At 73.2% G+C, this 26232-nt stretch carries 25 protein-coding genes and 2 pseudogenes; 9 read left to right on the top strand and 18 right to left on the bottom strand.

Annotated elements, in window-relative coordinates; translation table 11 throughout:
* Position 1: 1 nt before the first annotated feature.
* The 9 genes and pseudogenes from AB0B55_RS08505 to AB0B55_RS08465 all read right to left on the bottom strand — a co-directional run bounded on the left by AB0B55_RS08505 (position 2) and on the right by AB0B55_RS08465 (position 10525).
* The gene (locus AB0B55_RS08505; RefSeq protein ID WP_357171277.1) at positions 2-2698 is read right to left on the bottom strand and encodes an FtsX-like permease family protein; all 2697 of its coding nucleotides are present in this window, start codon (positions 2696-2698) and stop codon (positions 2-4) included.
* Positions 2695-5880, bottom strand: a complete 3186-nt coding sequence (locus AB0B55_RS08500; protein ID WP_357171275.1) for an ABC transporter permease — start codon at positions 5878-5880, stop codon at positions 2695-2697. Before AB0B55_RS08500 ends, AB0B55_RS08505 begins: the two co-directional genes overlap by 4 nt.
* 108 nt (positions 5881-5988) lie before the next feature.
* Positions 5989-6144 (bottom strand): hypothetical protein, encoded by a 156-nt coding sequence (locus AB0B55_RS08495; RefSeq protein ID WP_357122834.1) that lies wholly within the window; start codon positions 6142-6144, stop codon positions 5989-5991.
* Complete coding sequence (locus AB0B55_RS08490; protein ID WP_355051732.1) at positions 6141-6356, bottom strand: helix-turn-helix transcriptional regulator; 216 nt, start codon at positions 6354-6356, stop codon at positions 6141-6143. Before AB0B55_RS08490 ends, AB0B55_RS08495 begins: the two co-directional genes overlap by 4 nt.
* Positions 6356-6814, bottom strand: a complete 459-nt coding sequence (locus AB0B55_RS08485) for a DUF2975 domain-containing protein (RefSeq protein ID WP_355051731.1) — start codon at positions 6812-6814, stop codon at positions 6356-6358. Before AB0B55_RS08485 ends, AB0B55_RS08490 begins: the two co-directional genes overlap by 1 nt.
* Positions 6815-6907: 93 nt before the next feature.
* On the bottom strand, positions 6908-7645 hold the full coding sequence (locus tag AB0B55_RS08480) for a VOC family protein (protein ID WP_357122828.1): 738 nt from the start codon (positions 7643-7645) through the stop codon (positions 6908-6910).
* A 59-nt stretch (positions 7646-7704) separates the two neighbouring features.
* A complete protein-coding gene (locus AB0B55_RS08475; protein ID WP_357171272.1) occupies positions 7705-8931 on the bottom strand; it encodes a hypothetical protein in 1227 nt (408 codons plus the stop codon).
* Between the two features lie 82 nt (positions 8932-9013).
* Positions 9014-10269: pseudogene (locus tag AB0B55_RS08470) on the bottom strand (DUF222 domain-containing protein).
* A gap of 67 nt (positions 10270-10336) precedes the next feature.
* Positions 10337-10525 (bottom strand): hypothetical protein, encoded by a 189-nt coding sequence (locus tag AB0B55_RS08465; RefSeq protein WP_357122822.1) that lies wholly within the window; start codon positions 10523-10525, stop codon positions 10337-10339.
* Positions 10526-10592: 67 nt separating this feature from the next.
* Between AB0B55_RS08465 and AB0B55_RS08460 the strand changes: the two are divergent.
* Positions 10593-10888 (top strand): annotated as a pseudogene (locus tag AB0B55_RS08460) (hypothetical protein).
* 7 nt (positions 10889-10895) lie between these two features.
* Here the strand turns inward: AB0B55_RS08460 and ligD are convergent.
* Complete coding sequence (ligD, locus tag AB0B55_RS08455; RefSeq protein ID WP_357122819.1) at positions 10896-11915, bottom strand: non-homologous end-joining DNA ligase; 1020 nt, start codon at positions 11913-11915, stop codon at positions 10896-10898.
* 47 nt (positions 11916-11962) lie between these two features.
* On the opposite strand from ligD, the gene msrB reads away from it, so the two are divergent.
* Positions 11963-12367 carry a peptide-methionine (R)-S-oxide reductase MsrB gene (gene msrB, locus AB0B55_RS08450; protein WP_355051724.1) on the top strand — a complete coding sequence of 135 codons (405 nt, stop codon included), beginning with the start codon at positions 11963-11965 and terminating at the stop codon, positions 12365-12367.
* Here the strand turns inward: msrB and AB0B55_RS08445 are convergent.
* The 3 genes from AB0B55_RS08445 to AB0B55_RS08435 all read right to left on the bottom strand — a co-directional run bounded on the left by AB0B55_RS08445 (position 12333) and on the right by AB0B55_RS08435 (position 14131).
* Complete coding sequence (locus AB0B55_RS08445; RefSeq protein WP_357122816.1) at positions 12333-12938, bottom strand: DUF305 domain-containing protein; 606 nt, start codon at positions 12936-12938, stop codon at positions 12333-12335. The genes msrB and AB0B55_RS08445 overlap by 35 nt on opposite strands.
* A 61-nt stretch (positions 12939-12999) precedes the next feature.
* A complete protein-coding gene (locus tag AB0B55_RS08440; RefSeq protein WP_357122813.1) occupies positions 13000-13746 on the bottom strand; it encodes a lytic polysaccharide monooxygenase in 747 nt (248 codons plus the stop codon).
* 109 nt (positions 13747-13855) lie between these two features.
* A complete protein-coding gene (locus AB0B55_RS08435; RefSeq protein WP_357122810.1) occupies positions 13856-14131 on the bottom strand; it encodes an isoamylase early set domain-containing protein in 276 nt (91 codons plus the stop codon).
* Positions 14132-14286: 155 nt separating this feature from the next.
* Between AB0B55_RS08435 and AB0B55_RS08430 the strand changes: the two genes are divergently transcribed.
* From AB0B55_RS08430 to AB0B55_RS08410, 5 genes are all read left to right on the top strand, one after another.
* Positions 14287-14547 (top strand): Prokaryotic metallothionein, encoded by a 261-nt coding sequence (locus tag AB0B55_RS08430; protein WP_355051720.1) that lies wholly within the window; start codon positions 14287-14289, stop codon positions 14545-14547.
* A 225-nt stretch (positions 14548-14772) separates the two neighbouring features.
* Positions 14773-15702: a DMT family transporter gene (locus AB0B55_RS08425; RefSeq protein ID WP_357122807.1), complete on the top strand. Its 930-nt coding sequence runs from the start codon at positions 14773-14775 to the stop codon at positions 15700-15702.
* Between the two features lie 24 nt (positions 15703-15726).
* Positions 15727-16194, top strand: coding sequence for a GNAT family N-acetyltransferase (locus tag AB0B55_RS08420; RefSeq protein ID WP_357122804.1), 468 nt, complete (start codon positions 15727-15729; stop codon positions 16192-16194).
* A 118-nt stretch (positions 16195-16312) separates the two neighbouring features.
* The gene (locus AB0B55_RS08415; RefSeq protein ID WP_357122801.1) at positions 16313-17443 is read left to right on the top strand and encodes a lytic polysaccharide monooxygenase; all 1131 of its coding nucleotides are present in this window, start codon (positions 16313-16315) and stop codon (positions 17441-17443) included.
* Between the two features lie 91 nt (positions 17444-17534).
* A complete protein-coding gene (locus AB0B55_RS08410) occupies positions 17535-18041 on the top strand; it encodes a GNAT family N-acetyltransferase (protein ID WP_357171270.1) in 507 nt (168 codons plus the stop codon).
* 366 nt (positions 18042-18407) lie between these two features.
* On the opposite strand, the gene hemQ is transcribed toward AB0B55_RS08410, so the two are convergent.
* Genes hemQ through hemE form a run of 3 tightly spaced genes read right to left on the bottom strand, consistent with a single transcriptional unit; the run spans position 18408 to position 21620 of the window.
* Positions 18408-19109: a hydrogen peroxide-dependent heme synthase gene (gene hemQ / locus AB0B55_RS08405; RefSeq protein WP_357122795.1), complete on the bottom strand. Its 702-nt coding sequence runs from the start codon at positions 19107-19109 to the stop codon at positions 18408-18410.
* Positions 19106-20515 carry a protoporphyrinogen oxidase gene (gene hemG, locus AB0B55_RS08400; protein WP_357122792.1) on the bottom strand — a complete coding sequence of 470 codons (1410 nt, stop codon included), beginning with the start codon at positions 20513-20515 and terminating at the stop codon, positions 19106-19108. Before hemG ends, hemQ begins: the two co-directional genes overlap by 4 nt.
* Positions 20516-20522: 7 nt before the next feature.
* Positions 20523-21620 carry a uroporphyrinogen decarboxylase gene (gene hemE, locus AB0B55_RS08395; protein WP_357171268.1) on the bottom strand — a complete coding sequence of 366 codons (1098 nt, stop codon included), beginning with the start codon at positions 21618-21620 and terminating at the stop codon, positions 20523-20525.
* 136 nt (positions 21621-21756) lie between these two features.
* Between hemE and AB0B55_RS08390 the strand changes: the two genes are divergently transcribed.
* A complete protein-coding gene (locus AB0B55_RS08390) occupies positions 21757-22329 on the top strand; it encodes a DUF3000 domain-containing protein (RefSeq protein WP_357122786.1) in 573 nt (190 codons plus the stop codon).
* 31 nt (positions 22330-22360) lie between these two features.
* Here the strand turns inward: AB0B55_RS08390 and AB0B55_RS08385 are convergent, their stop codons facing one another.
* Both AB0B55_RS08385 and AB0B55_RS08380 read right to left on the bottom strand, forming a co-directional pair.
* Positions 22361-23248 (bottom strand): hypothetical protein, encoded by an 888-nt coding sequence (locus tag AB0B55_RS08385; protein ID WP_357171265.1) that lies wholly within the window; start codon positions 23246-23248, stop codon positions 22361-22363.
* A 145-nt stretch (positions 23249-23393) separates the two neighbouring features.
* Positions 23394-24596 (bottom strand): S1C family serine protease, encoded by a 1203-nt coding sequence (locus tag AB0B55_RS08380; RefSeq protein WP_357171263.1) that lies wholly within the window; start codon positions 24594-24596, stop codon positions 23394-23396.
* Between the two features lie 211 nt (positions 24597-24807).
* On the opposite strand from AB0B55_RS08380, the gene AB0B55_RS08375 reads away from it, so the two are divergent.
* The gene (locus tag AB0B55_RS08375) at positions 24808-26133 is read left to right on the top strand and encodes a ribonuclease D (protein ID WP_357171261.1); all 1326 of its coding nucleotides are present in this window, start codon (positions 24808-24810) and stop codon (positions 26131-26133) included.
* Positions 26134-26232: the final 99 nt, after the last annotated feature.

Raw genomic sequence — 26232 nt, 5'->3', positions numbered from 1 at the left:
CTCAGCTCTCCTCTCCGAGCCGGAGCACCTCGCCGAGGCGCAACCGGCGGTTGTTCAGGGCCTCGACGGCGACCGCGAAGCCAAGGGCGATCGCGCCGAGCGCGACCACCGCGACGACCAGCCCGGGTTCGAACGCCACCCGGACCGGCACTCCGCCGGTGAACGCGGACAGGCCGAGCACCGGATTGAGCACCAGGGGGAGCACCGCGCCGACCAGCGCTCCGGTCAGCACCGACACCCCGACCAGCGGGGTCAGCTCGACCAGCAGCAGCCCCCGCCACTGCCGGCGGGACAGCCCGAGGGTGCGCAGCCGGGACAGCACCTGCCCCCGGGCCCGCGCCCCGGCCAGCACGGTGAACGCGATGGCCAGCAGGCCGAGGACCGTCCCGCCGGCGGCGCCGCCCACGAACCCGAAGGCCAGGACGCCGTTCGCGCCACCGTCCGCGAGCTGGTGTCGTACACCCGCCCGGGTGTCGACGGTGACTCCCAGTGGCCGTGCCCGACCGGTGACCGCCCCCTGCTGCTGGAAGCGCAACTGACCCTCGTCACCGGCCTGCCGTAGCGCCTCCGCGTCGAGCCGGTCGCCGGCGACGAGCAGGCTGGTCGGCGCCGGTTGGGTGGCCCGCTGCGGCAGCGCCTGCCAGGGCAGGATCACGAACCGGCTGGTGCTCGCCGGCAGCAGGGGGAAACCGTCCTGCGCGCCGGCCACCCGGAACTCGTACCGCTGGCCCTGCACCGAGACGAACGCCGAGTCCCGCAGACCCGTCCGCGCCAGGTCCGCGGCGACGGCCGGTGACACGATCGCGGGCAGCGCCCCCGCCTCGGCGTGGGCGGTGCGCAACGGCTCCGGCACCCGCACGTCCACCCCGGACTCGCCGGTCACGGTGGCCAGACCGGGACCGTCGACGAGCAGCACGGTGGTCTGGCCGATCCGCGCGTCGGTGCCGACCTCGTCGGCCGCCAGCCGCTGGTCCGGCTCGATGAGCACCGGTGTGGCGGCCTGGACGCCGGGCAGACCGTTCAGCGCGTCGACCGTGTCCGGGGCGAAGCGTTCCCCCCGGATCAGCGCGTCGGCGGGAACGACCTGTTCGGCGGCCCGGCCCCGGCTCGCGTCGACGCCGCCGGCGACGACCGCGCAGAAGGCCGCCGTGCCGATCGCCAGCACCACGACGACCAGCGGCGCGGCGACCGCCGACCGGCCGGCCCGTGCGGTGCCGAGGAAGGTCACGCTGCCGCGGGTACGCGCGGCGAGCCGACTGACCAGCAACAACGGCCACGGGTACGCACGCAGCGCGAGCACCGCCGCGGCGACCGCGAGCAGCACCGGCACCGACACGAGCAGCGGGTCGACCTCGCCGAGGGTGAGCCCGCGCCGGCGCAGCAGCACGGCGGCGAGCCCGGCCAGCACCAGCAGGAAGACCTCGACGGTCAGCCGGCGAGTCGACGGACGCATCCGGACCAGGTCCCGGCGGGCCGCGCCGACACCCTGCACCGTCAGCGTCGCCAACGGCAGGGCCAGGGTGACCAGCAGGGTCACCACGGCGGCGTACGGCGCGGTCGGGTCGGGCGTACCGGGGAAGAGGGTGCCCAACCACCAGCCGACCGCCGCGGCGACCGGCACCACCAGCAGTGACTCGGCGAGGCTGCGGCGCGCGCCGGCGGTGGCCGCGCCGCCACGGGCCCGGATGAGGGCGAACTCCGAGCGGCGTCGGCGGGTGGACAGGGTCGCCGCGAGCAGGATCAGCCCGGCCAGGGTGGCCAGGACGCCCGCACCGACCACCGCGAGCAGGGTCCGGGCGGAGTTCACCTGGGCGGCGAACGCGCGCAGCGGGATGTCGACCGCCTGCGTCAACGTGAGACCGGGCGGAACGTGTCGCTGCAACTGTTGCAGGCCCTCGATCATCTGGTCGAGCTGGCGCGCGCTGATCCGATCCACGCCGAGCCGGTAACGCCACTGCGTACGCACCGGCCAGCCGGCCGCGGCCCCCTTGTCGAGGACCACCGGGGCGACCACGCCGACGCCGATGAAGGGCTGGCCGTCGCCCTCCGGTTCGACGACCTGGAGCACCTGCGGCAGACCGCCCCAGGCGCCACTCGCGCGGTCGACCGGTCGGAACAGCCCGGCCACCACCATGGGTGTCGGTTTGCCGCCGTCGTCGGGCTGACCCAGGTCGAGTCGGCTACCGACGCGCAGGTTGAGCTTGCGCGCCACGTCCGCGTCGAGAGCCAGCTCGATGGGTCGGCCGGCGACGTAGGTCTCGTTCGGCCAGGCGCCCTCGACGAGGGTGCTCTCCTGCTGGATGCCGGGCATGGCGCGCAGACCGAGGTGGACCAGCAGGTTGCGGGCCTTCAGGTCGGGACCGACCACCAGGTTCGGCGTGGTGTCCACGCTGAACCAGCGCTCGGTGACGGCGGACCGTAGCTGCGGTGGCATCTCCTCGACCAGGCTGTCGAACTGCTTGCGGGCTCCGGGCATGACCGGTGCCGCAGCGGTGTCGACCTCCCCGGTGGCGTAGTTGAGATCCCGGCGGTCAGCCGACTCGCTGTTGAGCTGCGCCCGCAGGCCCTCTTCGGCGAGCCGGTTGACCAGTCGGGGCACCCCGCTGACCAGCAGCGTGACCACCAGGGTCAGCACCGCCAGAAGCAGGAACTGCCCGCCGTACGCCCGGACCCGGCGGGCGGCCGCGCCGACGCTCATCGTTCTCCCCCGATTCGCAGCTGCACCGCCGCCACCCGCTGTCGGATGCCGGTGGCGATGAACGCGCTGAAGGCGAGCGCCGCCAGCAGCAGGCCGACCGCGGTCAGGCCGATGGGCACCCAGGGCAGCGCGAACGCCGCCGGGGGCACCGGCCGGCCGGCGGCCGGAGTGAGGATGACCAGCGGAGCCATGGTGGCCCCGACCACGGCGCCGAGCAGCAGCCCGACGCCGACGCCGATACCGGCCAGGAAGGTCTGCTCGGCCAGCAGCGCCCGGGCCAGCAGCCGGGGCGTCGCGCCGAGGGTGGTCAGCACCGCGAACTCGCTCAGCCGACGCCGTGCGGTGGCCCACACGTCGACCATGAGGCCCACCAGGGCGAGCAGTACCGCGCCGAGCGCGGCGGCGAGCATTCCGGTGCGTGAGCCCCGCCAGTACGGGTCGTCGGCGGCGGCCGCGATCTCGGCGCGCCGGTCGAGGACGGTGACGCCGGCCAGTTCACCGGCGGCGCGGGTGGCGGCCGCCGGGTCGTCGGCGCCGATCCACCACTCGGGGGTGTTCCGGACGGTTCCACCACCGCGGACCAGCGCCTCGACCGCTGCGGGCAGGTCGAGCAGTACGCCCTCCCCCGAGGTGGTCGGCACGGAGCTCAGCTCACCGATCAGCCGGGCCGGCACGGACGCGCCGGCAAGGGCCAGGGTGAAGGTGTCGCCGGTGTGCAGGCTCATCGCGTCGCGCACAGCGGGCGTCATGAGGACCGGAACGGGCGCGATCTGCCCGGCGGGCACAATGGCGAAACGGGTGGGCGGATGGAATGCGTACTGTCCATCGGGAATCGAGTCCACCGGATAGTCGGCGACGACGCCCCGCGCGCTGGACCGGGCCGGGATGGGCGGGTTACCGCCGGCGGTGGTGTTCCAGGCCCCGGTCAGCTCGGCGGGCCGCTTGGCGCCGTCCGCGCCGACCAACGTCAACCCGTCCACCTGGAGCCGGTACGAGTTCCCGGCGTCCGCTCCGCCGTCGGCCTCGAATCCGGCCAGTCGCAGTCGCGCGTCTCCCACGTCGGGTAGCCGCACGGTGAACGGCGTCTCCCGTCCGTCGCTGGTGGCGTCGACGGCCGGCAGCCGGTAGGCCGACCCGTCGCTGCTGGTGACCAGCAGCGACACGGTGACCTTCAGCGGGCGGGAGAGCCCGTTGACGGGCGTGCGAGCCGTACCGGTGATCGCTCGGGTGCCGGCGGGCAGTTCGAGGCCGCCGGGAGCGCCCCGGGCCGCGATCATCCGCTGGTACTGCGTCGACGCCGGATCGGCGCTCAGCCGGTCGGCGAGCCGGACGACGCCCCCCGCGCCGGCCGCGTCGAAGCCGATCACGGTGACGGGCAGGTCGCCGCGACCGACGCGCATCTCGTCGCGCCACACCGGCAGCGCCCGGCGCACGCCCGGCAGCGCGGCGAGTTCACCGGCCCGGGTCACCGGGGCGGCGCCGCCGCGCTCGGTCACCCGCAGGTCCGCGCCGACCGTGTGGCCGGCCTGCTCGACCTGGGACCGTTCCCCGGTGCTGACCAGGGACCAGGCGAGCGTGCTGCCGCCGACGGCGAGGGCGAGCAGCAGCACCGGCCCGGCGTGGGGACGCCGGCCGGCCTGCCACATGCCCAGCATGGTGGCGGTCCACGGTCGCCGGTCGACGAACCGTTCGGCGAACCGGGTGAGCGGCGGGAGCACCCGCAGTGCCAGCACCGCCCCGGCCAGCACGCCCAGGGTCGGGGCGGCGACCAGCAGCGGGTCCAGTCCGAGTCGGCCGTTCGAGCCGGCGAGCGGCGAGGCGTACCGGCGGAGCTGCACCCAGGCGAGCACGGCGAGTGCCACGAGCACCAGGTCGACGCTCGCGCGCTGGATGCTCGCCGACCGGTTCGGGCGGGATCGGGCGGCCATGTCGGCCACGTACGTGCCGGAGCCCCGCAGCGTCGGCGCGACCATGGCGACCAGGCAGCCGGCGGCCGTCGCGGCGGCCGCGGCCCAGATCAGGGTGGTGTTACCGCCGGCGGTGGAGAGTTCCGCCGCGCCGCCGGGCCGGACGAACCGCAGCGCCTCTCCGGCGATCACCGGCCCGAGCAGGGCGGCCGGGGCCACGACCAGGGTCGCCTCGCGGGCGGCCAGGCCGGCCAGTTGGCGGCGGGCGGCGCCACGGGCGCGCAGCAGCGCGGTCTGCGGACGACGGTCCTCGTGCAGGAGCGCGGCGACCAGCACCAGCGCGTAGCCGCCGAGCACCAGGATGAGCAGCAGCGGGGTAGCCAACGCGGAGCGGCCCACCAGGTCGGCTCGGGCGATCCGGTCCAGCAGTTGGTCGATCTTCGTGGTGACCTGCCCCGAGCTGCCCAGTTCGGCGGCCTCGGGCACCGTGACCGCGGCCGCGCTGACGGCGGCCCGTACGGCGGGCAGGTCGGCGGCGTCGACACCGCCGAGGTCCGGTTCGGCCAGCCAGGACGCCGTCACCGAGCCCGGAAAGAGGGTGGTGAAGTCGGCCGGGTCCAGCGCGAACGGCCCGTACGAGGTACCGGACCCGACGCTGCCCGTACCCACACCGGGGGCCAGCAGCCAGTACGCCTCGGTCGGGTCGCGGGGCCGCCAGGTGCCGGCGAGCACCACCGCGCTGGCCTTCTCGGTGGCGCGGTCCCGCAGCGGAATCCGCGCGCCGACGGTCAGGCCGAGTGTCGTGGCGACCCGCTCCGGCAGGCTCACCTGGGCCGGCTTCGCTCCGGCGCGGGGCCAGGCCCCGTTGGTCAGCTCGGCGTGCGCGGTCAGGCCCTCGAGAGTGGCCAGGTTCGCGAAGATGGGATCGGTGCCCTTGCGCGGCACCGAGCCGAGATCGCCGGTCAGTTCCCGGCCGGTGCCGTACCGCGCGGCGGAGACGGCGACCGGCACTCCGGCGAGCCCGTCGGCGAACTGTGCCCGCGCCGCCCCGTCACGCTTGGCGAACTCGGCGGCGTCGCGGCCGCCGGACCCACTGACCAACAGGCCGCGTTCCTCGACCGGCGACGCCGCGACCAACGCGCGTTGTCCGGCGTCCACCGCGCGTCGGTTGTAGTCCGACAGGCCGGTGACCAACGCTACGGCGACCAAGGCGGCGAGCACCGCGGCAAACAGCAGTCCCCGCGCCTCGCGGGCCCGCCTCCACACCAGCTTCATCCGACGCCTCCCCTGGCCCTGGTGGGCCGACGACCTTCAAGACAGGTCACCTACGGGGAAAGGTTCGCGCCCGTTACATGATCGTTATTACGAGAACGGCCGGCGCGGTCACGCGCCGCGTCGGGCCGCCCGTACGGCGAAGGCGATCGCGCCCACGACGAGCAATGCGCCGATGAGCTGGAGGCCCGGCGAGTCGTCGGCCCCTCCGTACACGACGGCGGTGACGCCGAGGGCGACGGCCGCGATGGCGACGACGTACCTCACGCGGTCTCCTCCTCGACCCATTCGAGGAGGTCTCCGGGCTGGCATTCGAGCACCCGGCACATCGCTTCGAGGGTGCTGAAGCGGACGGCCTTGGCGCGGCCGTTCTTGAGCACCGCCACGTTCGCCGGGGTGAGCCCGACGCGCTCGGCGAACTCGCCGACGCTCATCTTGCGCTTGGCCAACTCGACGTCGATCCGGACGACGATGGGCATCAGATCACCGCTTCCATGTCGGTCCGTAGCGTGGTGGCCTGCCGCAGCAGGGCGCGCATGACCACCATGAGGAGGCCCAGCACGGTGACGCCCACGGTCAGCAGGAACAGCAGGAGCGGCAGTCCGGGGTCGTCGGCGTTGAACCCGACGTAGAGGAAGACGCCCACCAGCACCAGCCACGCGGCGGCGATGGCCCAGACGATGGCGTCCACCCACTTCAGCGACGCCTCGGTGAAGATGCGGTCGTTCTTGACCAGGCTGAGCAGCTGCCACGTCGCGACGATCACCACCTGGACGCAGAGCACCCAGAAGACCGTCACGATCGTCGCCGGCCACCGGAGGTACGCGTCCTGTGGCGACTCCTGCGCCATGTGCGCGAACTGCCCCGGCAGCGAGAGGGTCTGGAAGAGGACCAGGACCCCGAACAGCACCAGGAGGAACACTCGGAGAGCGGACACCGCTCGACGTTCAACAAGCATGCATCGAGTTTCGCTCGTAACCTATCGAAAGTCAATCGGTACGACGATTGACGTGCGGCGGTGCCACGCGGATCACATCGGGGTGAGGAGACAGAACTCGTTGCCCTCCGGATCGGCGAAGACCTTCCACGGGATGGTGCTGTCGCCCAGGTCGATCGGGGTCGCGCCGAGAGCCAGCAGTCGCGCCGCCTCGGCCTCCATCTCGTCGTTCGGGTACGGGCGCACGTCGAGGTGGACACGGTTCCACCCCGTTTTCACGTCGGGCGTCCGCAGAAACTGCAGGTACGGACCCACGCCTCGGGACGAGCGCAGGACCGCGCTGTCGTCGGTCACCTTGTGCACGGTCCAGTCCGTCGCCTCGCCCCAGAAACGGGCCATGGCTCTCGGGTCCGCGCAGTCGACCACCACGGAGGCGATCGGGCCGGTGTCCTGGTCCGGGTCGTGCCAGTCCAGCACGCAGAACTCGTTGCCCTCCGGGTCGGCCAGGACGATCCACGACACGTCCCCCTGACCCACGTCGACGGGCGTCGCGCCGAGATCCTTCAGGCGCGCGACGACCTCGGCCTGGTGCGCCGTCGAGGTCGTCGCCAGGTCCACGTGTACGCGGTTCTTTCCCGTCTTGGGCTCGTCGGAGACGACGATGTCGATAAAGACGGCGACGGGATCGGGATAGCCGATGCCCTTCGGTTCGAGGTTGGTCACACCGGGCCCCTCGCTGGACATCTCCCAGCCGAGCACCTCGGCCCAGAACTCGCCGAGCGCCACCTCGTCCCGAGCCTTCATGTTGATCTGCACAAGCCGCGTCGCCATGGCGGCGATGCTATCGATGCTCGCGCGCCCTATGCAGCCCTATTCAGGTCGACCGCCGGTCACGCGCCGGAGGCCCGACCCGGGTCGTTCATCTGGCGACGGAACGCGAGGTACGCGGTCAGGTTCGCCAGCAGCATCACCACTCCGATCGCCGAGGCCAGGAGCCCGACGTCGAGGCTCGGCAGCGCGACGAAAGTCAGGGCGGCGAGCACGATGGCGAAGATGTTCAGGAAGGTGAAGGCCAGCACCAGTTCGTTGAGGAGGCGGGACCGGCGGTCCTGGAGGCGGCCGACCAGTTGCTGGTGCAGCGTCCGGACGAAGTCGAGCCGCTCGTCCAGCGTGGTGAGGACGAGCCGGAACTTCCACTGCTGCTCCAGCGCGTTCCACACGGTGCCGCCGGCCGCGTCGAGGTGCGCCTCCACCGACGAATAGCCGAGCCGGAACAGGCGGATGCGGTGGTAGCCGCCGAGAATGCGCTTGGCCTGGTCTTCCAGAGCGCTCATGGACAGGCCGCCACGCCCGGGGTCAATCTGGGACAGCTCCGCCGAGAGCACCGCGTCGTAGCGCAGGGCCGCCGCCCAGCAGACGTGATGCACCCCGGTCAGCCGGGCCAACAGCAGGGCCGGGCGCGACCCGAAGTCACTGACCACGGCCGTGGTGTGCGAGCCGACCCGCAACACGCCATCGGAGATGCCGTCGGGCGTGCAGTCCACGCCGTCCGGGCTGAACCGCTCGGCGATGGCCCGTCGGCGTGCCGGATCGCAGTCCGGATCGACCCGGACGGCGAAGGTGGTGTTGGCCCAAAGGACGAACACCTCGTCGGTACCGGCCGGCGCCGGCAGGACGGCACGCAGGAGCCGCGTCACCGCGGGCAGCATCCGCTGCACCGGCGGGGCGACCTCGGCAACCACGTCGCCGACGCCGCTGACGATGCCGTCCGGCAGTTGGTAGGTGACGCAGACCAGGCCACAGTCGACGTTCCAGAGGCTGATCCGGGCCGAGACCACCTGCCACGCGCCGGATTCCGTGGTGGGCGACAGCGCGGGATCGATCTCCTGCCCGGCGGTCCGCAGGACCTCCGCGCCACCGCTGATCTCCATCGTGGGCCGGGGCATGCTGCCGAGCAGGTCGTCGAGGAGCCGTTGACCGTAGGGCTGCAACGCCAGGTCGTCGAGGCCGTCGGTGACGCTCCACCCCGTGGGCACGTCACCCTCGGCCGGGGCCGGCGCGGAGAGCTGACACGGGAAGTAGGCGAGCACCCGTACCGACGTGACATCCGTGAGCATCAGCCACCTCTCCCCCGACCAGCGCCTTGCAGGGTATCGACAATGTCAACTGGCTCGGCCGGTGCGGATGCCACCCTGCGGACTATGTGCGGCGGTGGAATTCGTTGCGGCGTGGGAGCTGGTCGGGGTCGAGCCAGGCCGGCGGCACGAACTCCGGGTGGCCGTCGTCGCCGAGTCGCACCACCCAGTCGGTCTGGTGGACGTGCCGGTGGTGGTGGCCGCAGAGCAGGACGGCGTTGTCGAGGCTGGTCGGCCCGCCGTCGGCCCAGTGGCGGATGTGGTGGGCGGCGCACCAGCGCGGCGGCCGGTCGCAGCCCGGGAACGCGCAGCCCCCGTCGCGCAGCACCAGTGCCCGGCGCAGCGGCCCGGTGACGAGTCGTCGTTGCCGGCCGACATCGAGGACCTGACCGCCGCGGCCGAGCACGGCCGGCAGGATGGCGGCGTCGCAGGCGAGCCGGCGCACCGTGTCGGGGGTGAGCCGCAGGCCAACGTCGAGCGTGCCCGCGCCCAACTGCCGGGTCAGCCCGTCGAAGCTGGTGGTGACGACGAGCTGCGCGGGGTCACCACCGGTCTCGGGCAGCTCACCGGTACGCAGCGCCAGCCGGCACACGTCCGCGAGGGCATCGTGGCGACGCTGACCAGCGCAGCGGTTGTCGTCCGGCCCGGCGGGCGCGCTCAGCGGGTCGATGGCGGCGCGGAGCAGCGCGGCGGCCTCGGCGTCGAGGATGCCGCTGAGCCGGAGCCGTCCGCCGGTCTGCTCGGAGACGGTGACGTGCCGGTCGAGGGCCGCCCGGGCGTCCTCGGCGGCCAGGGCTGCCGCGTCGGCGGCGTCGGCAAGACCGGGAGCGACGTGATCGAGGATCCGGGTGCCCATCCGCCGCAGCAGCGTCGGATCGAACTGCCCTGCCCACTCGACGAGCACCCCGACCGCCTTGTCGGCCACCTCCGCGCCCGCCACGGCTGACACCGTGGCGGCCGTGTCGGCGATGACCCGGGCCTGCTCCACGCTGACCGTGCCGTCCGCCAGTGCCTGGCGCACACCTGGCGGCGCGACGTCGACCGAGGCCGCGAGGGCGACCAGCCGGCGCGCGGCGCCGACGTCGAGTCGCAGCCGCTCACGCAGCCACACCGCCGTCGAGGACGCCCCTGCGCGACAGCCGTGCCCCGACCGTCCAACTCACGGATCGCCGCCAACTGCACCGCCGCCAGACGCTGCGTCAGCCGGTGGCTGGCGTCGAGCGCCGCGATCAGATCGTGGTCAGCGAGGGCCCAGACGGCGGTGTCGGCGCACGCCGCCACCGCCCGGTCCGCCTGTGCCAGCTCATCGAGCCCAGGCAAATTCTAGAACAGGTGTACGACAAGAATCGGCCACGCCGAGCACTGCGAACCAACCGTTCGGGCGCGGTCAGCCCTCGGCCAACTCCGGACGGTGCTCTCGAATCCAGGCCACCACGTCCGACTTGCGCCAGACCTTGCCCTGCACCAGATCAGCCACCGGCTCCGGGAAGTTCCGGTGGCTGGTGATCACGTAAACGCGCTGCTTGCTGATGCCGCCAAGCATCGCGCGAATCTCCGCAGCGCCCACCAGATCCATATGGCGGACGGTAATCAGTTGACCCGACTCCTTGACCCTGGTCAACTTACCGGTCACCGTAGGAGGTATGCCTTCGCCGAACGAGCCGCCGGTCCCGTACGCCCAGCGGAGAGCGATCCGCCCGCACACGCCGATGCGCCCGCTGTGGTTGTGCCGCGTCTGCGCGGCCGCCTGGCCGGCCCGCCGGCCCGACTGCTGCTGACGATGCAGTACCGGCGGGATCGGGTGGGGTTGTCGGTCTACCTGGCGAGCCAGTTGTTCGAGGCGACGGCCGACCTGCTCAAGCTGAACCCGGACGCGGTACCCGACCCTCGGGAGCTGTTCGACAGGTTTGTGGCGTGGACGGCTCGGCCGCCCGAGTGAGACGGCGCTATGGCGTGCGCTTGGCGCGGCTGGGCTGCACCCGCTTGGGTTCGCCGGGCATCTTCGGGTGGTCCGGCGGGTACGGCAGGTCGCCCTGGCCGGCGGCGGCGTCGCGGTCGGCCCACTCCAGCAGGGGCGTGATGTCCCACGGGGCGTCGTCGATGCCGGCGTGCGGGTCGCCGCGCTCGGCGAGCCGGGCCGGCACGGTCCGCAGGTCGAAGTCGTCCGGGTCGACGTCGGGCAGCTCGTCCCAGGTGACCGGAGTGGAGACGGTGGCCCGGGCGTTGGCGCGCAGCGAGTACGCGCAGGCGATCGTCCGGTCCCGGGCCATCTGGTTGTAGTCGACGAAGACCCGACTGCCGCGCTCCTCCTTCCACCAGGCGGTGGTCACCAGGTCGGGGTTGCGGCGTTCGACCTCACGGGCCAGGGCGATGGTGGCGCGACGGACCTCGGTGAACGTCCAGCGGGGTTGGATGCGCAGGTAGACGTGAACGCCGCGCCCGCCGGAGGTCTTCGGCCAGCCGATCGCGCCCAGCTCGTCGAGGACAGCGCGCACCTCGGCGGCGGCCCGGCCGGCGTCGGCGAAGTCGGTGCCGGGCTGCGGGTCGAGGTCGATGCGCAGTTCGTCGGGGCGGTCGGTGTCGGCGGCGCGCACCGGCCACGGGTGGAACACGATCGTGCCCATCTGCGCCGCCCAGGCCACGTGGGCCAGGTCGGCCGGGCACAGCTCGGCCGCGCCGCGACCGCTCGGAAAGGTGATGTCGGCGGTGGTGATCCAGGGCGGCACGCCCCGGGTGGGCACCCGCTTCTGGAAGAACGCCTCACCCTCGACGCCCTCGGGGAAGCGTTGCAGCGTGGTGGGCCGGTCCCGCAGGGCGCGCATGATCCCGTCGCCGACGGCGAGGTAGTAGTGGAAGACGTCCGCCTTGGTGAAGCCCCGCTGGGGGAAGATCACCCGGTCGGGGCTGCTGAGTCGTACGGTGTGCCCGGCCACCTCGACCTCGGCGACTGCCTTGGTGCCACCCATCCCGCGACCTTATGCCACGCCCCCGACGTTCGACGTACCGTTGACGGGTGAGTCTTGACGACAACAACCTGCCCAAGACCGAGGACGAGTGGCGCGTCCGCCTGACCCCGGAGGAGTTCCACGTCCTGCGGGAGCACGGAACGGAACGTCCGTGGACCGGCGAGTACGTGGACACCAAGACGTCGGGCGTCTACCACTGCCGGGCCTGCGGTCTGGAACTCTTCTCCAGTGACACGAAGTTCGACTCGCACTGCGGGTGGCCGAGCTTCGACGACGCCATCCCGGGCCGGGTCAAGGAGATCGAGGATCGCAGCCTCGGCATGGCCCGTACGGAGATCCGCTGCGCCCGCTGCGACAGTCACCTCGGGCACGTGTTCCACGGCGAGGGTTTCACGCCGAAGGACACCCGGCACTGCGTCAACTCGATCTCGGTGCGCCTGGAACCCCGCTGACCTGATCGTCGTACCCGCTGAGCAGCTGGACCTCGGCGGACCGGGACTGTTCGATCCGCCGGGCCAGGTCGCGGACCCGCTCGTCGCGGCCGACGCCGACCTGGGCCCGGGCCAGGTCGGCGGCGGCTCGCTGGTGGTCGGCGAGGACCTCGCGCAGCACCCGGTCGACGTCGGAGTCCGACGCGGCCCGCAGCCGGTCGAGCGCCGCGTCGTCGCCGTGCCCGGCGTGGTCGTGCCCGGCGGCGGCGCTGACGCCCGGTCCGGTTGTCGGCAGCCAGCCGCGCATGGTCGACAGCTCGTCGGCCTCGGTCACCTCGATGGCGGCGGCCAGTGTCTTCAGCGCGTCGTCGCGTAGCCGGTCCCGGGCGAGCCGGACGATCTGGAGGGTGCGCTCGCTGTGCCCGGCCATGGTGCTCAGGAACACCACGTCGATGCCGCTCAGCTCGGCGGCGGCCGGCGCGGAGTCGGCCACCACCGGGGACGCGGGAGCCGGCGGGCGCGGGGACGGCCCGGCGCAGCCGGCGAGCAGCGACGCGGCGACCAACCACGCCAGGTGGGTTGCGCGGGGCATGCCGGGGCTCCGATCGGGTGGGGGTGGCGACGCGGGTGCGGCCGGGACCGCACCCGCGCGGTCAGACCTGTTGCCAGAGCGCCGGTACGTTCGGCGGCTCCCAGCCGGCGATCGCGGTGTGCGCCTGCCGGCAGCGGTACGTCCGGCCGCCGTAGGTGACCTGGTCGCCGACCTGGTAAGCCCGGCCGGCCGTCCAACTGCCGCCCGCCGGGGGCGGGGTCGTCGGCGCGGCGGTGGGGCTGGTCGTCGGTCGCGGCGTGGGTGAGGTGGTCGGCGTCGGGGTGGGGGTCGACCCGCCGCCACCGATCTGCACGTCGATGCAGGAGTAGAAGGCGTTCGCGGTGTCGGAGATGTTCCACACGGCGAGGATCTTCTGCCGCCCGGAGAAACCGCCCAGGTTGACGGTGTGCGAGACCGTCGCGCCGGGCTGCTGCCCGTTGCCGTTGACCACGCCGACGCGGGTGTTGCCGATCCAGTACTCCCAGTTGCTGGTGGCGTGCCGGGCCGTGTTGAACCAGGTGAAGGTCAGCGAGCTACCGACCGACGTGGCCGGCCAGCCCCGGCTGTCGTCGTTGAGGACGGCGAACTGGGTGATGCCGGCGTTGCAGCTCTTGAGGCCCTTGGGCCCTTCGACGCTCTGCGGCTCGTACTTGATCTGCCCGCAGTCGGGCACCTTGCCCTGCGCGCAGAGCGCCTGCCGGCTGGGCGGGGCGGAGACGTAGCCGTGCGCCTGGGCTGGCGCGGCGACGGTGAGGGTGGCGGCGACAGCGCCCGCCGCCACCAGCGGGACGGTGATTCTTCGGCGCATGGGGGCAGCTCCTTCGGCAGGTGCGGTGAGGTGCCCCCAAGGTAATTTAAACTTTATTAACAGTAAAGAGCGTCATCGATAAATACATCGATGGTGACGAGTTGACCTCTCACAGTCGCAGCAGGCTGCCGTTGTCGTCGACGCCGTCGGCGCTCTCGTCGTCGAGCCAGACGCCGCCGGTGGCGAGGTAGCGGAAGCGGTACTCCCCCGGACCGAGCTTCACGGTCACCGTGCGGGTGCCGTCGCGCCGCGCCACCAGCTCGTGCCGACCGGGCTCCCAGCCGTTGAACGAGCCCACGACGCTCACCGGACCGGGTGGCGCGTCTCGCGGGAGGCAGAAGGTCACCCGGGTCTGGCTGCCGAAGAGCTTGTTGCGCTTGATCATGGTGATCCTCCGGGGGTCACGGCGGTTCACCTGGCCTAACGCAGGACACGCCGACGCCGACACGCCATCCGGCGAGGCCGGCTGGCGGTAATTCGCCCGTCGCCGCCCCACCCTGAGGCAGTGTGGTAACACATGTCCTGATACGGGGGGTTCCTGTGGCAACGTGCGAGGTCTGCGGCAACGACTACTGGATGGCGTTCGAGGTGCACACCGTCAGCGGTGACGTGCACACCTTCGACTCCTTCGAGTGCGCGATCCACCGCATGGCGCCCATCTGCGAACACTGCCAGGTCAAGATCGTCGGACACGGCGTCGAGGTCAACGGGCGATTCTTCTGCTGCGGGCACTGCGCCCGAGCGGTCGAGGGCGCCGAGGGCGCCGAGATCCGCGACGCCGTCGGCGCGCGCCCGGCCTGACCCGGGTCGGCCTGATCGGGTCGGCCCGGCCGTGGGCCAACCGGACCGCCAAGCTGGGGTACGGTCGTCGCCATGCGGCCATTCCTGGGCGTCCTGCCCCCGCCGCGCTCCTGAGCGGAGCGCCGCGCCTCTCGCCGACCGGGTGACCTGACCCCGCTCGGCCACTCTGTCGTACGCGCTCCGTCGACGTCGTCCCGTCAACGGCTCACCCTTCGGAGCGCTCCCGTGTCCACCACCCGCACCCTGTTGCCGGCCGCCTCGGCCGCCCGCAGCGGCCTGCTCCAGATCACCGTCACCGGCGTGCTGTGGGGCACCACCGGCGTGGCGGTGCAACTCCTGCGCGAGGGCACCGGGCTCAGCCCGGTGAGCATCGGCTTTCACCGCCTCGCCATCGCCGCGCTCGTGCTGCTGGCGTGCGCCGCCGGCCGGCTCCGCACGATCGCGGCCACCCTGCGCGTCGCACCCGTACCGCTGCTGCTCACCGGCGTCGGCCTCGGCGTCTACCAGGCGCTCTACTTCGCCGCCGTGGCGCTGGCCGGAGTCAGCGTGGCCACCATCGTCAGTCTGGGCCTGGCCCCGGTGCTCGCCGCGGCCTGGGAGTCGGCGCGCGCCCGTCGGCTCCCCGGGCCGCTGCGACTCGGCACGCTCGTCGCGGCGGTGGCCGGCCTCGTCCTGATCACCGCCGCCACCGAGCAGCCCGGCACGGCGGCGCCCGCCCCGCTGCTCGGCCTGCTCGCGGCGGCCGGCTCCGGCCTCGGGTACGCGGTGACCACCCTGATCAGCCGCCAGGTGTCGCAGCGCGCCGCGCCGATGACACTCACCACCATCTCCACCGTGGTCGGTGCGCTGACCCTGGCGCCGTTCGCCCTGGTCGCCGGGGTCAGCGTGCCGGTACGCCTCGACACCGTGGCACTGCTGCTGCACCTCGGCGTGGTCACCACCGCGGTTGCGTACGCGTTGTTCTACGCCGGGCTGCGCACCACGCCGGGCAGCGTCGCGGCCGTGCTGACCCTGCTCGAACCGCTCACCGCCGCCGCCCTGTCGGTGGCGCTGCTGCACGAACCGCTCCCCCGGCCGGTGATCGTCGGCGGTGTTCTGCTGCTCACCGCCGTGGCCGCCACCTACCTCGCACCCGAGCGCGCGAACATCGGGTGAACCAGCCCGACCTACCATCGGTGGATGCCCCAGCAGACCACCGAGATCCGAACCGCGCTCTTCGCCGACCTGGACGCCCGCACCCTTCACGACCTGCTCAAGCTGCGCATCGATGTGTTCGTGGTGGAGCAGAACTGCCCGTACCCGGAACTCGACGGGCGTGACGTCGAGCCGGGTACCCGACACGTCTGGCTGACCGACGGCGACGCTCTGATGGCGTACCTGCGGATCCTGGCCGACCCGGACGGCGTCGCCCGGATCGGCCGGGTGGTGGTGGCCCCGGCGGCCCGTGGTGGCGGGCACGCCGGCCGGCTGATGGCGGCGGCGCTCGACCTGGTCGGCGACCAGCCATGCGTGCTGGAGGCCCAGTCGCACCTGGTCGCGTTCTACGCCCGACACGGCTTCACGGTCAGCGGCCCGGAGTACGTCGAGGACGGCATCCCGCACACCCCGATGCGCCGAGACGCGCGACCGGCAGCCATTGACGTCTGACGATCAAACTGGCATCGTGCCGGATAGAGCCATCGCGGGAGCCAGCGAGTAGGCACGGGAGCGGGCAACTCCCGGCAGTCCGGGTGTCGTCGTCCGACCTCATCCCCCCGGGGGCTCCATGTCCACAATCGCCCGAACACCACGCGTGCTCCGGCCGCTCGCCATCGCGGCAGCCGCCACGCTCCTGCTGACCACGGCGCTGAGCGTCTCGCTGGTCCCATCCGCCTCCGCGCACGGCTCGGTCGTCGACCCACCCTCGCGTAACTACAGCTGCTGGCAGCGCTGGGGTGGTGACTTCCAGAACCCGCGCATGGCCACCGAGGACCCGATGTGCTGGCAGGCCTGGCAGGCCGACCCGCAGGCCATGTGGAACTGGAACGGCCTGTTCCGGGAGGGTGTGGCCGGCAACCACCAGGGCGCGATCCCGAACGGCCAACTGTGCAGCGGCGGACGGACCCAGAACGGCCGCTACAACGCCATGGACACGGTCGGCGCCTGGAAGACCACCTCGGTGGCGAACAACTTCCGGCTGCGCTTCTTCGATCAGGCCAGCCACGGCGCCGACTACATCCGGGTGTACGTGACGAAGCAGGGCTTCAACTCGGCCACCCAGCCGCTGGGCTGGAACGACCTGGAGTTGGCCGGTCAGATCGGCAACACCCCGGCGTCGCAGTGGGACAAGGACACCGGCGGCGTCTCCATCCAGATCCCGGTGAGCGCACCGGGACGGACCGGGCGGCACATCGTCTACACCATCTGGCAGGCGAGCCACCTGGACCAGTCGTACTACCTGTGCAGTGACGTGGACTTCGGTGGCGGCACCAGCACCCCGCCGCCCACCACACCGCCGCCGACGACTCCGCCGCCCACCACGCCCCCGCCGACGACTCCGCCGCCCACCACGCCCCCGCCGACGACTCCCCCGCCGAGCACCCCGCCGCCGGCCGGGGCCTGCACGGCGACGTACCAGATCACCGGGCAGTGGTCCGGCGGCTTCCAGGCCGAGGTGAAGGTCACCGCCGGTGGCTCACCCACCAAGGGCTGGTCGGTGAGCTGGAACTACAACAACGGCCAGCAGGTCGCCTCGTCGTGGAGCGCCACCGTCACCACGAACGGCACGCTGGTCACCGCGCGCAACGTCAACTACAACGGCACGCTGGCTGCCGGAGCGAGTACGACATTCGGTCTGCTCGGCTCGTGGAACGGCAGCAACCCGGTTCCGCTGGTCTCCTGCACGGCGACCAGTTGATCCCCGTCCGGTGCCGCACCCGGGCGGGGGCGCGGCGCCGGACGGCGGGAATGCGGTGGTGCCCGGCGATCCGTCCGGGCACCATCTCCGCATGATCGACATCTTGGTGCTCACCCCCGACGACTGGCCCACCTGGCGGGAGCTACGGCTGGCCGCCCTCGCCGAGGCGCCGGACGCGTTCGGCTCACGGCTCGCCGACTGGCAGGGTGACGGCGATCGCGAGCAGCGCTGGCGCGACCGGTTGAGCATCCCCGGCTCACTCAACCTGATGGCCGCCCTGGCCGGGCGTCCGGTCGGGATGTCGAGCGGCGTACCCACGTCGGACCCGCTGACGCTGGACCTGATCTCGATGTGGGTGCATCCCGACGCTCGCGGCAGCGGTGTCGGCGACCGCCTGGTGAACGAGGTGGCGCACTGGGCCCAGAAGCGCGGCGCGGAGCGGCTACGGCTCTGCGTCAGGGTGGACAACGCGCGCGCCAAGTCCCTCTACCGCCGCGCCGGCTTCCGCTTGACCGACGAGCCGGGTGACCTCATGCCCGACGGCATACGCCGAGAACAGATCATGCTCCGCCCCCTCCGCCCCACCCCCTCGCACTAACCAACAACCCCCGTCACCCCGCGCCCGCCGCGCCCCCGCGCCGCCCCGTCACCCCGCGCCGCCCCGTCACCCCCCGTCCCGCCGCGTCGATCATGGAGTTGTGGTGGTCGACAAAGCACCCACGGGCGGGCAAACCAGGCACCACGACCCCATGATCGACGAGATCGGGCAGCCGGTGCGGCGATCTTGCACTTTCGGTTGCCAGATCGCGGCCTATGCCCCTTTCGTCGCGACAGAAAGTGCAAGATCGCGGGGCAGGGCAGGGGGCGGGGCAGGGCAGGGCAGGGGGGCAGGGGGCAGGGGGGCAGGGGGGCAGGGCTGGGGTGGGCGCACCCGGGCGGGGGTGAGGGCGGCGGGCGGCGAGGGTCAGACCAGGCAGTTGACGATCTCGGCGACCGAGCGGCGGCGGCCCGTGTAGAACGGGACCTCCTCGCGGACGTGCCGGCGGGCCCCGGAGGCGCGCAGGTCCCGCATCAGGTCGACGATCCGGTGCAGCTCGTCGGCCTCGAACGCGAGCATCCACTCGTAGTCGCCAAGCGCGAACGAGGCGACCGTGTTGGCGCGTACGTCCGGGTAGCCGCGTGCCATCTTCCCGTGCTCGGCCAGCAGCTCACGCCGCTCGGCGTCGGGCAGCAGGTACCACTCGTACGAGCGCACGAACGGGTAGACGCACAGGTAGGGGCGGGCCTCCTCGCCGGCCAGGAACGCCGGGATGTGGCTCTTGTTGAACTCGGCCGGCCGGTGCAGCGCCATCTGCGACCACACCGGGGTCAGCGCCCGGCCCAGCGTCGTGCGCCGGAACCGCAGGTACGCGTCCTGGAGGGCGTCGCTCGACGCCGAGTGCCACCAGATCATCACGTCCGCGTCGGCGCGCAGGCCGGCCACGTCGTACACGCCCCGGATCACCACGTCCTTGCCGGCCAGCTCGTCGAAGAGGGACTCGACCTCACCGGTGACGTTGTCCCGCAGCGACGGCAGCGTTCCGCTGGCCCGGAACACCGACCACATCGTGTAGCGGATGCTGTCGTTCAGCTCGCGTAGCCGGGCCGCGTTGGTCTGCTCGCTCATCTCGCCGATCCTCCCAGTGCTGTGATGATCTCGTCGGCCGCCGTCTCGCCGGAGCGGACGCAGACCGGTATGCCGACACCGTCGTAGCCGGCGCCGGCGAGGACCAGGGTGGGGTGCGCGGCCCGCAGCGCCGTCCGCGCGGCGGCAACCCGGTCGGCGTGCCCCGGGGTGTACTGCGGCAGCGCGCCGCCCCACCGCTGCACGTGCCCGTCGACCGGGGCGGGCAGCGGGGTGTCGAGCACGGCCGACAGCTCCCGGTGCACCGTCGCGGCCAGGTCGGCGTCCGGGCGCTGGAGCTGCGCCTCCTCGCCGTAGCGGCCCACCGAGGCGCGCACCAGCGCCAGCCCGTCCGGCCGCCGCAGGTGCCCCCACTTCGTGGTGAAGAACGTCGCCGCCTTGATCAGCAGCCCCTCGGTGCTCGGCACCAGGAAGCCGGACAGCTCGGGCAGCGGCGGCTGCGGCAGCGCCAGGGTGACCAGCGCGACGCTCGCGTAGTCCAGCTCGCCGACGACCGACGCGGCCTGCGGGGCCGGGCCGGCGAGCAGGCGGGCCGCCGGCCGGGCCGGCACCGCCAGCACCACGGCGTCCACGTCGACGCTCTGCGGATCGCGGGTCGGGCCGACGGTGAGCCGCCAGCCACTGTCGGTCCGGGTCACCTCGCGCACGGCGGCGTCCCGTCGGATCGTCGCGCCGCTGGCCGTCACCGCCGCCTCGATGAGGGTGCCCAGCCCGCCGGCCAGGGTGCCGAAGACCGGGGCGCCGGGTGCGCGCGGGGCGGCGGCCTGCGCGGCCCGGACCGCGCCGACCAGGGTGTGCTCCACCCGCGCCGCGCGGGCCAGCGCCGGCATCGTGGTGACCAGGGACAGGTCGTCGGCGCGGCCCGCGTACACGCCGCCGAGCATCGGGTCGACCAGCCGGTCGACCACCTCGTCACCGAAGCGGGAGCGGACCAGCGCGCCCACCGAGACGTCCGCGTCGGGCCCGACCAGCGGCCGACCGCCGTCGAGGTCGGCGTCCGCCGCCGGCCGGGCGACCGCCGCCACCCGATCCAGATCCCCGGGTACGCCCACCAGCGTCCCGCCCGGGATGGGGCGCAGCCCCCCGTCGACCACCAACGCGGCCTGCCCGACGGTGGGGTGCACGATCTTCTCGGCCAGCCCGAGCCGGCGGGCCAGCGCCACCGCCGCGCTCTCGGCCCCGGTGGGGTCGCGCATCAGGAACGACTCGGCGCCGAACTCCACCGGTCCACCGGCCAGCGTGCCGGTGCGCAGCTTGCCACCGAGCGCGCCGGACTGCTCGTACACGGTGATCTCGGCGCCCTCCGGCGCGCGGTCGCGCAAGCGGACCGCGGCGGCCAACCCGGCGATCCCGCCGCCGACCACCGCCACCCGCCAGGGCTGCCGCATCGCCTTCTCAGCCCTGGTCGGCCCGGCGGCTGGACACCTCGTGCACCAGCGCGACCACCCGGGTCAACACGTCCGGGTCGACCTCCGGCAGCACACCGTGGCCGAGGTTGAACACGTGCCCGGGGGCGGCCCGGCCCTGCTCGACGATGCGGCGTACCTCGGCCTCGACCACCGGCCACGGCGCGAGCAGCACGGCCGGGTCCAGGTTGCCCTGCACCGCCCGGTCCGGCCCGATCCGGCCGGTGGCCACATCCAGTGGCGTACGCCAGTCGACGCCGACCACGTCCGCGCCGGCCTCACCCATCGCGCCCAGCAGCTCGGCGGTGCCCACCCCGAAGTGGATGCGCGGCACACCGGCGTCCGCCAACCCGCTGAGCACCTCCGTCGAGTGCGGCAGCACGTAACGGCGGTAGTCGGCCTCGGAGAGCGCGCCGGCCCACGAGTCGAAGAGCTGTACGGCGGACACCCCGGCCTCGATCTGCACCCGCAGGAAGGCCAGGGTCACCTCGGCCAGCCGGGCGCAGAGCGCGTGCCACAGCTCGGGGTCGCCGTACATCAGGGCCTTGGTCTTGGCGTGGGTCCGCGACGGGCCACCCTCGACGAGGTAGCTGGCCAGCGTGAACGGCGCCCCGGCGAAGCCGATCAGCGGGGTGTCGCCCAGCTCGACCACGAGCTGCCGGACGGCCTCGTCCACGTACGGGACGTCGTCGCGGCTGATCGGACGGATCCGCTCGACGTCGCCGGCGGTACGGATCGGCTCGGCGACCACCGGGCCGGTGCCCGGCACGATGTCCAGGTCGACCCCGGCCGCGGCGACGGGCACCACGATGTCGCTGAACAGGATGGCCGCGTCCACCCCGTGCCGGCGAACCGGCTGGAGGGTGATCTCGGTGACCAGCTCCGGGCGGCGGCACGACTCCAGCATCGGCACGTTGGCCCGGATCTCCCGGTACTCCGGAAGGGAGCGTCCCGCCTGGCGCATGAACCAGACCGGGGTGTGCGGGCCGGGCCGACGCCGGCACGCCCGGACGAAGGGCGAGTCGGCCGGGCCGCCGGGGCGCGGGTGTCCGTCTCGGGCGGCAGTGCCCGTGGTATCCGTGGTCATCGCCGCAATCGTGCCACGCCGCCCACCTCGGACCGGGTGGGGGTGAGAGGAAGGGCACGTTCCACACCCGGACGCCTCTCGCGAGTGTCGGCGCGCCGTCGAAGCGGGCGACCACACGGCGGCATAGGCTGCCGACATGGCCCCCCCGATCGCGCTCCCGGAGACCTTCGCCCGCGCGGTCGCCGGGCTCCGGTCGCCGGCGCCCCGGCCGGAGATCACCCTGGAGGAGGTCGGCGCGCCCCAACGACTCGCGCCGTACACGTTCGCGCTCTCCGCGACGGTGCTGCGCGACGGCGACGAGGTGGCCACCGGGCGGCTGATCCTGCTGCACGATCCCGCCGGGCACGAGGCGTGGCAGGGCACCCTGCGGTTAGTCACCTATGTGACGGCCGAGTTGGAGGTCGACCTCGCCGCCGACCCGCTGCTACCCGGGGTCGGCTGGACGTGGCTGACCGACGCCCTCGACACGCAGGACGCCCGTCACCGCGCGATCGGCGGAACGGTCACCCAGACCATGTCGACCCGGTTCGGTGACCTGGCCGGCCCACCGACGGCCGGCGACATCGAGATCCGCGCCTCCTGGACACCCGTCGACGACAACCTGGCCCCCCACCTGCTCGGGTGGTGCACCCTGCTCGCCTCGACGGCCGGTCTGCCCCCGCCCGGGGTCACCGCGCTCGCCGACCGCCGCCCGGCCGCCACCGCCTGAGGGCGGGGGTGGCGGCGGGCGGCGCGGCGGATCAGAGGTAGTTCTCCGCCTCGTCGCAGACCTTGTCGAGGCCCTTCATCGCCGCGTCGTACTTGCTCTTGTTGCCGGCGGCCGCCGCGCCCAGCGCCGTGGTCAGCTTGTCCAGGCAACTGGCGATGACCTTCTTCTGCCGGGTCTGCTCGTCACGGTCGTTCCGGGTACCGGTCAGATCCTGCTCGGTGTTGTCGAGCTTGTCCTGCATGACCTGCAGTTCGGTCTTGAGCCGACCGATCTCGGTGGTGTTGGCCGCGATGGTGCCGTCGCGCTGGCTGACCTGGGCGTTGAGGCGCTTCTCGGTCCGGTTCAGCTCGTTGTTCTTGGTCACGAACAGCCCGGTCATCACCCCGCTTACGAGGAAGAGCAGCGTGGCCACCAGAGCCAGCACCAGCACGGCGCGGCTGCGCCGCGGGGCCGGCGCAGCGCCGTACGGCGCCATACCGGGCGGGCCCGACATGGGCTGCCCGTACGCGGGACCGGAGACCGGCGGGCCCGACATGGGCTGCCCGTACGCCGGGCCGGAGACCGGCGGGGCCGACATGGGCTGCCCGTACGCCGGGCCGGAGACCGGCGGGGCCGACATGGGCTGCCCGGCGTACGGCGGGGCGCTGGCCGGGTAGGCGGTCGTCTGGCCGGCGCCGTACTGCGGGGCGGCCTGGCCCGGCGCGTACTGCTGCGGCGGCATCGCCTGGCCCGGGGCGTACTGCTGCGGGGCGGGCTGACCGGTCGGGTACTGCGCGGTCGGTTCGGTGCCGGTCGGCTGGGGCACCGCCGCGTGCGGCACCGTCGCGTCGGCGTCGGGCGCACCGGCCGGCGGGGTGGCGGCCGGCGGCGTCGGCGCGGCGGGCGGGGTGCCCTCCGGGCCGGTCGGTGGCTGGGACATGTTTCTTCCTCCAGGTGAGCGGGTCCTCCGCTGGTGGGCGCGACGGACCGGATGCAGCGTCGGGATCGTCCGGGGCCGAGGACCCGGACGGGGTTGGGGACGGCCCGGAGGGCCGTGGGGTGGCGCGAGCGGCCGAGGCCGCGGGTCAGCAGATCTTGAAACCGTCGCAGGCGACCTTGATCGGTACGGCCAGCCCGATGCCCTCGGCGTCGCGAGCCTTGGCGGTGGCGATGCCGACCACCTGCTTGCTGCCGTTGATCACCGGGCCGCCGGAGTTGCCGGGGTTGATCGGCGCGTCGAACTGGATGGCCGGGCCGGAGCCACCCTGGGCGGCGCGCAACGCGCTCACCACACCGGTGGTGACACTGTCTTCCAGGCCGAGCGGAGCGCCGACGACGACGATCTGCTGGCCGGACTTCACGGCGGTGGGCGCGGTGACCAGGCCGGTGAACTTGCCGGTGGTACGCAGGTGCGCCACATCGTTGGTCTTGTCGACCTTGACGATGGTCGCCGGGAAGCGCTGGTCCGTGCGCTCCAGGAAGACCTCGCGTCCGCCGCCCTCCCACACCGACTCGACCACGTGGAAGTTGGTGAACAGGTTGGTGCCGCCGCCGGCCGCCGGCTTGCCCACCGCGAACGCGCTGCCGGTGAACTGGCCGGCGCGTACCCGGAACACGCTGGGCAGTACGGCGCTGGCCACCGCCTCCGGGTTGAACGCGGCGCCGGCCTGCTTCTCCAGGGCGTCGGCGCGCTTCTCAAGGCCGTCGAGGCGGGCGCCGTCGCCGTCCTGGGCCTGCGCCAGCCGGCCGTCGGTGGCGGCGAGCCGGTCACCGAGGCGGTCGAGCTGGTACGCCTGCATACCGACCACGGCGGCCAACGCGACGACGAGCACCGTGGCCAGCACGACCGGCCAGCGGCGTCGGGTGGGTCGCACCGGCGGCGGGGTGACACCCGGCCAACCGGGCTGGCCGGCGGGGTACGGCGGCGCGCTGGCCAGGTCTCCGGCCGGCGGGTAACCACCGCCGTACGACGCGGGAGCGACCGGGGCGTACGGCGCGGGCCCCGCCGGGTAGGGCGCTTGTCCCGGCGGCGCGGCGGGCGGGCCGGCCGGAACCGGACCCTGACCCCACTGCCCGCTGTTGGGCGGCGCCGACCAACCGGCGCGGGGCGTCGGGACGGCCATGGGTTGCTCGGTGCCGCCTGGCGTGCCGGACCAGGTGGCGCCGACCGGTGGATGCGGTTCGATGCGCGGGGGCAGCGGACCGGGCCGTTCGGCGGCTGAACCGCTCATGCCGTCCGGGTCGGCGCCCATCGGTCGCCCGTCGCCCGCACCGAAACCAGCCGTCATGATCGTCTTGCCCTTCCCCGTGATCTCCCCGTGCGGCCGTCATCCCGGATGTCCACCCGATCGGGGCCGACGGCTCGATGGACCGTACCTGCGCGAACGGGCTTTGTCTCCCCCGATGTCCGGCATCCGAAAGGACGCCTTGCGGACACCTGGTCGACACACGCCGGACCGGCTGCGCACGCGGGATCGGTGCGCGCACTAGGGTTGGCAGGTGACCGACGAACCACCCCTGCGCCGTCGGCCCACCGCAGAACCTCCGGGACACGCACCCCAGCACCCGCCGTCGGCCCAGCCGCAGCCGGCGGGCGAGGGGCCCGACCCGACCGACGGTGGGCCCGTTCCGCTGACCGCACCGCGTGACGGCACCCCCGAACCGGTGGCCGCCCCGGCCGAACTCGCCGAGGTCGTGGCCCGTTTCGCGGCGGGCACCGGCCCGGTTGCCCTCGATGCCGAACGCGCCTCGGGCTACCGCTACAGCCAACGCGCGTACCTCGTGCAGCTACGCCGCGCGGGCGCCGGCACGGCGCTGATCGACCCGCTGCCGCTGCCCGACCTCAGCACGCTGGACGCGGCGATCGGCGACGCCGAGTGGGTGCTCCACGCGGCCAGCCAGGATCTGCCGTGTCTGGCCGAGGTGGGGCTGCGCCCACGCCGGCTGTTCGACACGGAACTGGCCGCACGGCTGGCCGGGTTCGAGCGGGTCGGCCTGGCCGCGCTGACCGAGCAGCTACTCGGCTACACCCTGGAGAAGCACCACTCGGCGGCCGACTGGTCAAATCGCCCGCTGCCCGAGTCGTGGCTGACCTACGCCGCGCTCGACGTGGAGATGCTCACCGATCTGCGCGACGCGCTCGACGCCGAACTGGCACGGCAGGGCAAGTCGGCCTGGGCCGCCGAGGAGTTCGCCGCCCTGGTCCGTACCGGCGCACGCCCGCCCCGGGTGCGTGCCGAGCCCTGGCGGCGCACGTCCGGCATCCACCGCGTGCGAGGGGCGCGGGCTCAGGCCCGGGTCCGCTCCCTGTGGTACGCCCGGGACCAGATCGCCGCCCGACGGGACGCCGCGCCCGGTCGGGTGCTGCCCGACTCGGCCATCGTCGCGGCGGCCGAGCTGGACCCGAAGGACGAGAAGACGCTGCTGACACTGCCCGGTTTCGGCGGCCGATCGGTCCGCCGGCTGGCCCGTACCTGGCTGGCCGCGCTCGACGACGCCCGGGAGCTGCCGGACGACGCCCTGCCGGTCACCCCGACGGTGGAGGGGCCACCCCCACCGCACCGCTGGGCCGAGCGGGACCCGGTGGCGGCCGGTCGCCTGGCCCGCTGCCGGGAGGTGGTGGTCCGTCTCGCGGGCGAGCACAACCTGCCCCCGGAAAATCTGATCACCCCGGATTCGGTACGTCGGCTGGCCTGGACTCCTCCGGAGGAGATCACCGAGGCCACGGTGGCAGAGGCGCTCCGCGGCTTCAACGCCCGCGAGTGGCAGATTGGCCTGCTCAACGCACACCTGACCGAGGCCCTGGCCCCCAACCCCATCCCCTGACCCACCCCCTCCCCCCGCCGTTGATCATGAAGTTATCGCCATCGCCATCGGCGTGTCGTGACAACAACTTCATGAGCAGCGAGGTGGGACGGGGGGTGT

It is taken from the genome of Micromonospora sp. NPDC049107 (assembly GCF_040648595.1).
Classification (GTDB): domain Bacteria; phylum Actinomycetota; class Actinomycetes; order Mycobacteriales; family Micromonosporaceae; genus Micromonospora.
This window is presented reverse-complemented; position numbering and strand designations above follow the sequence as displayed.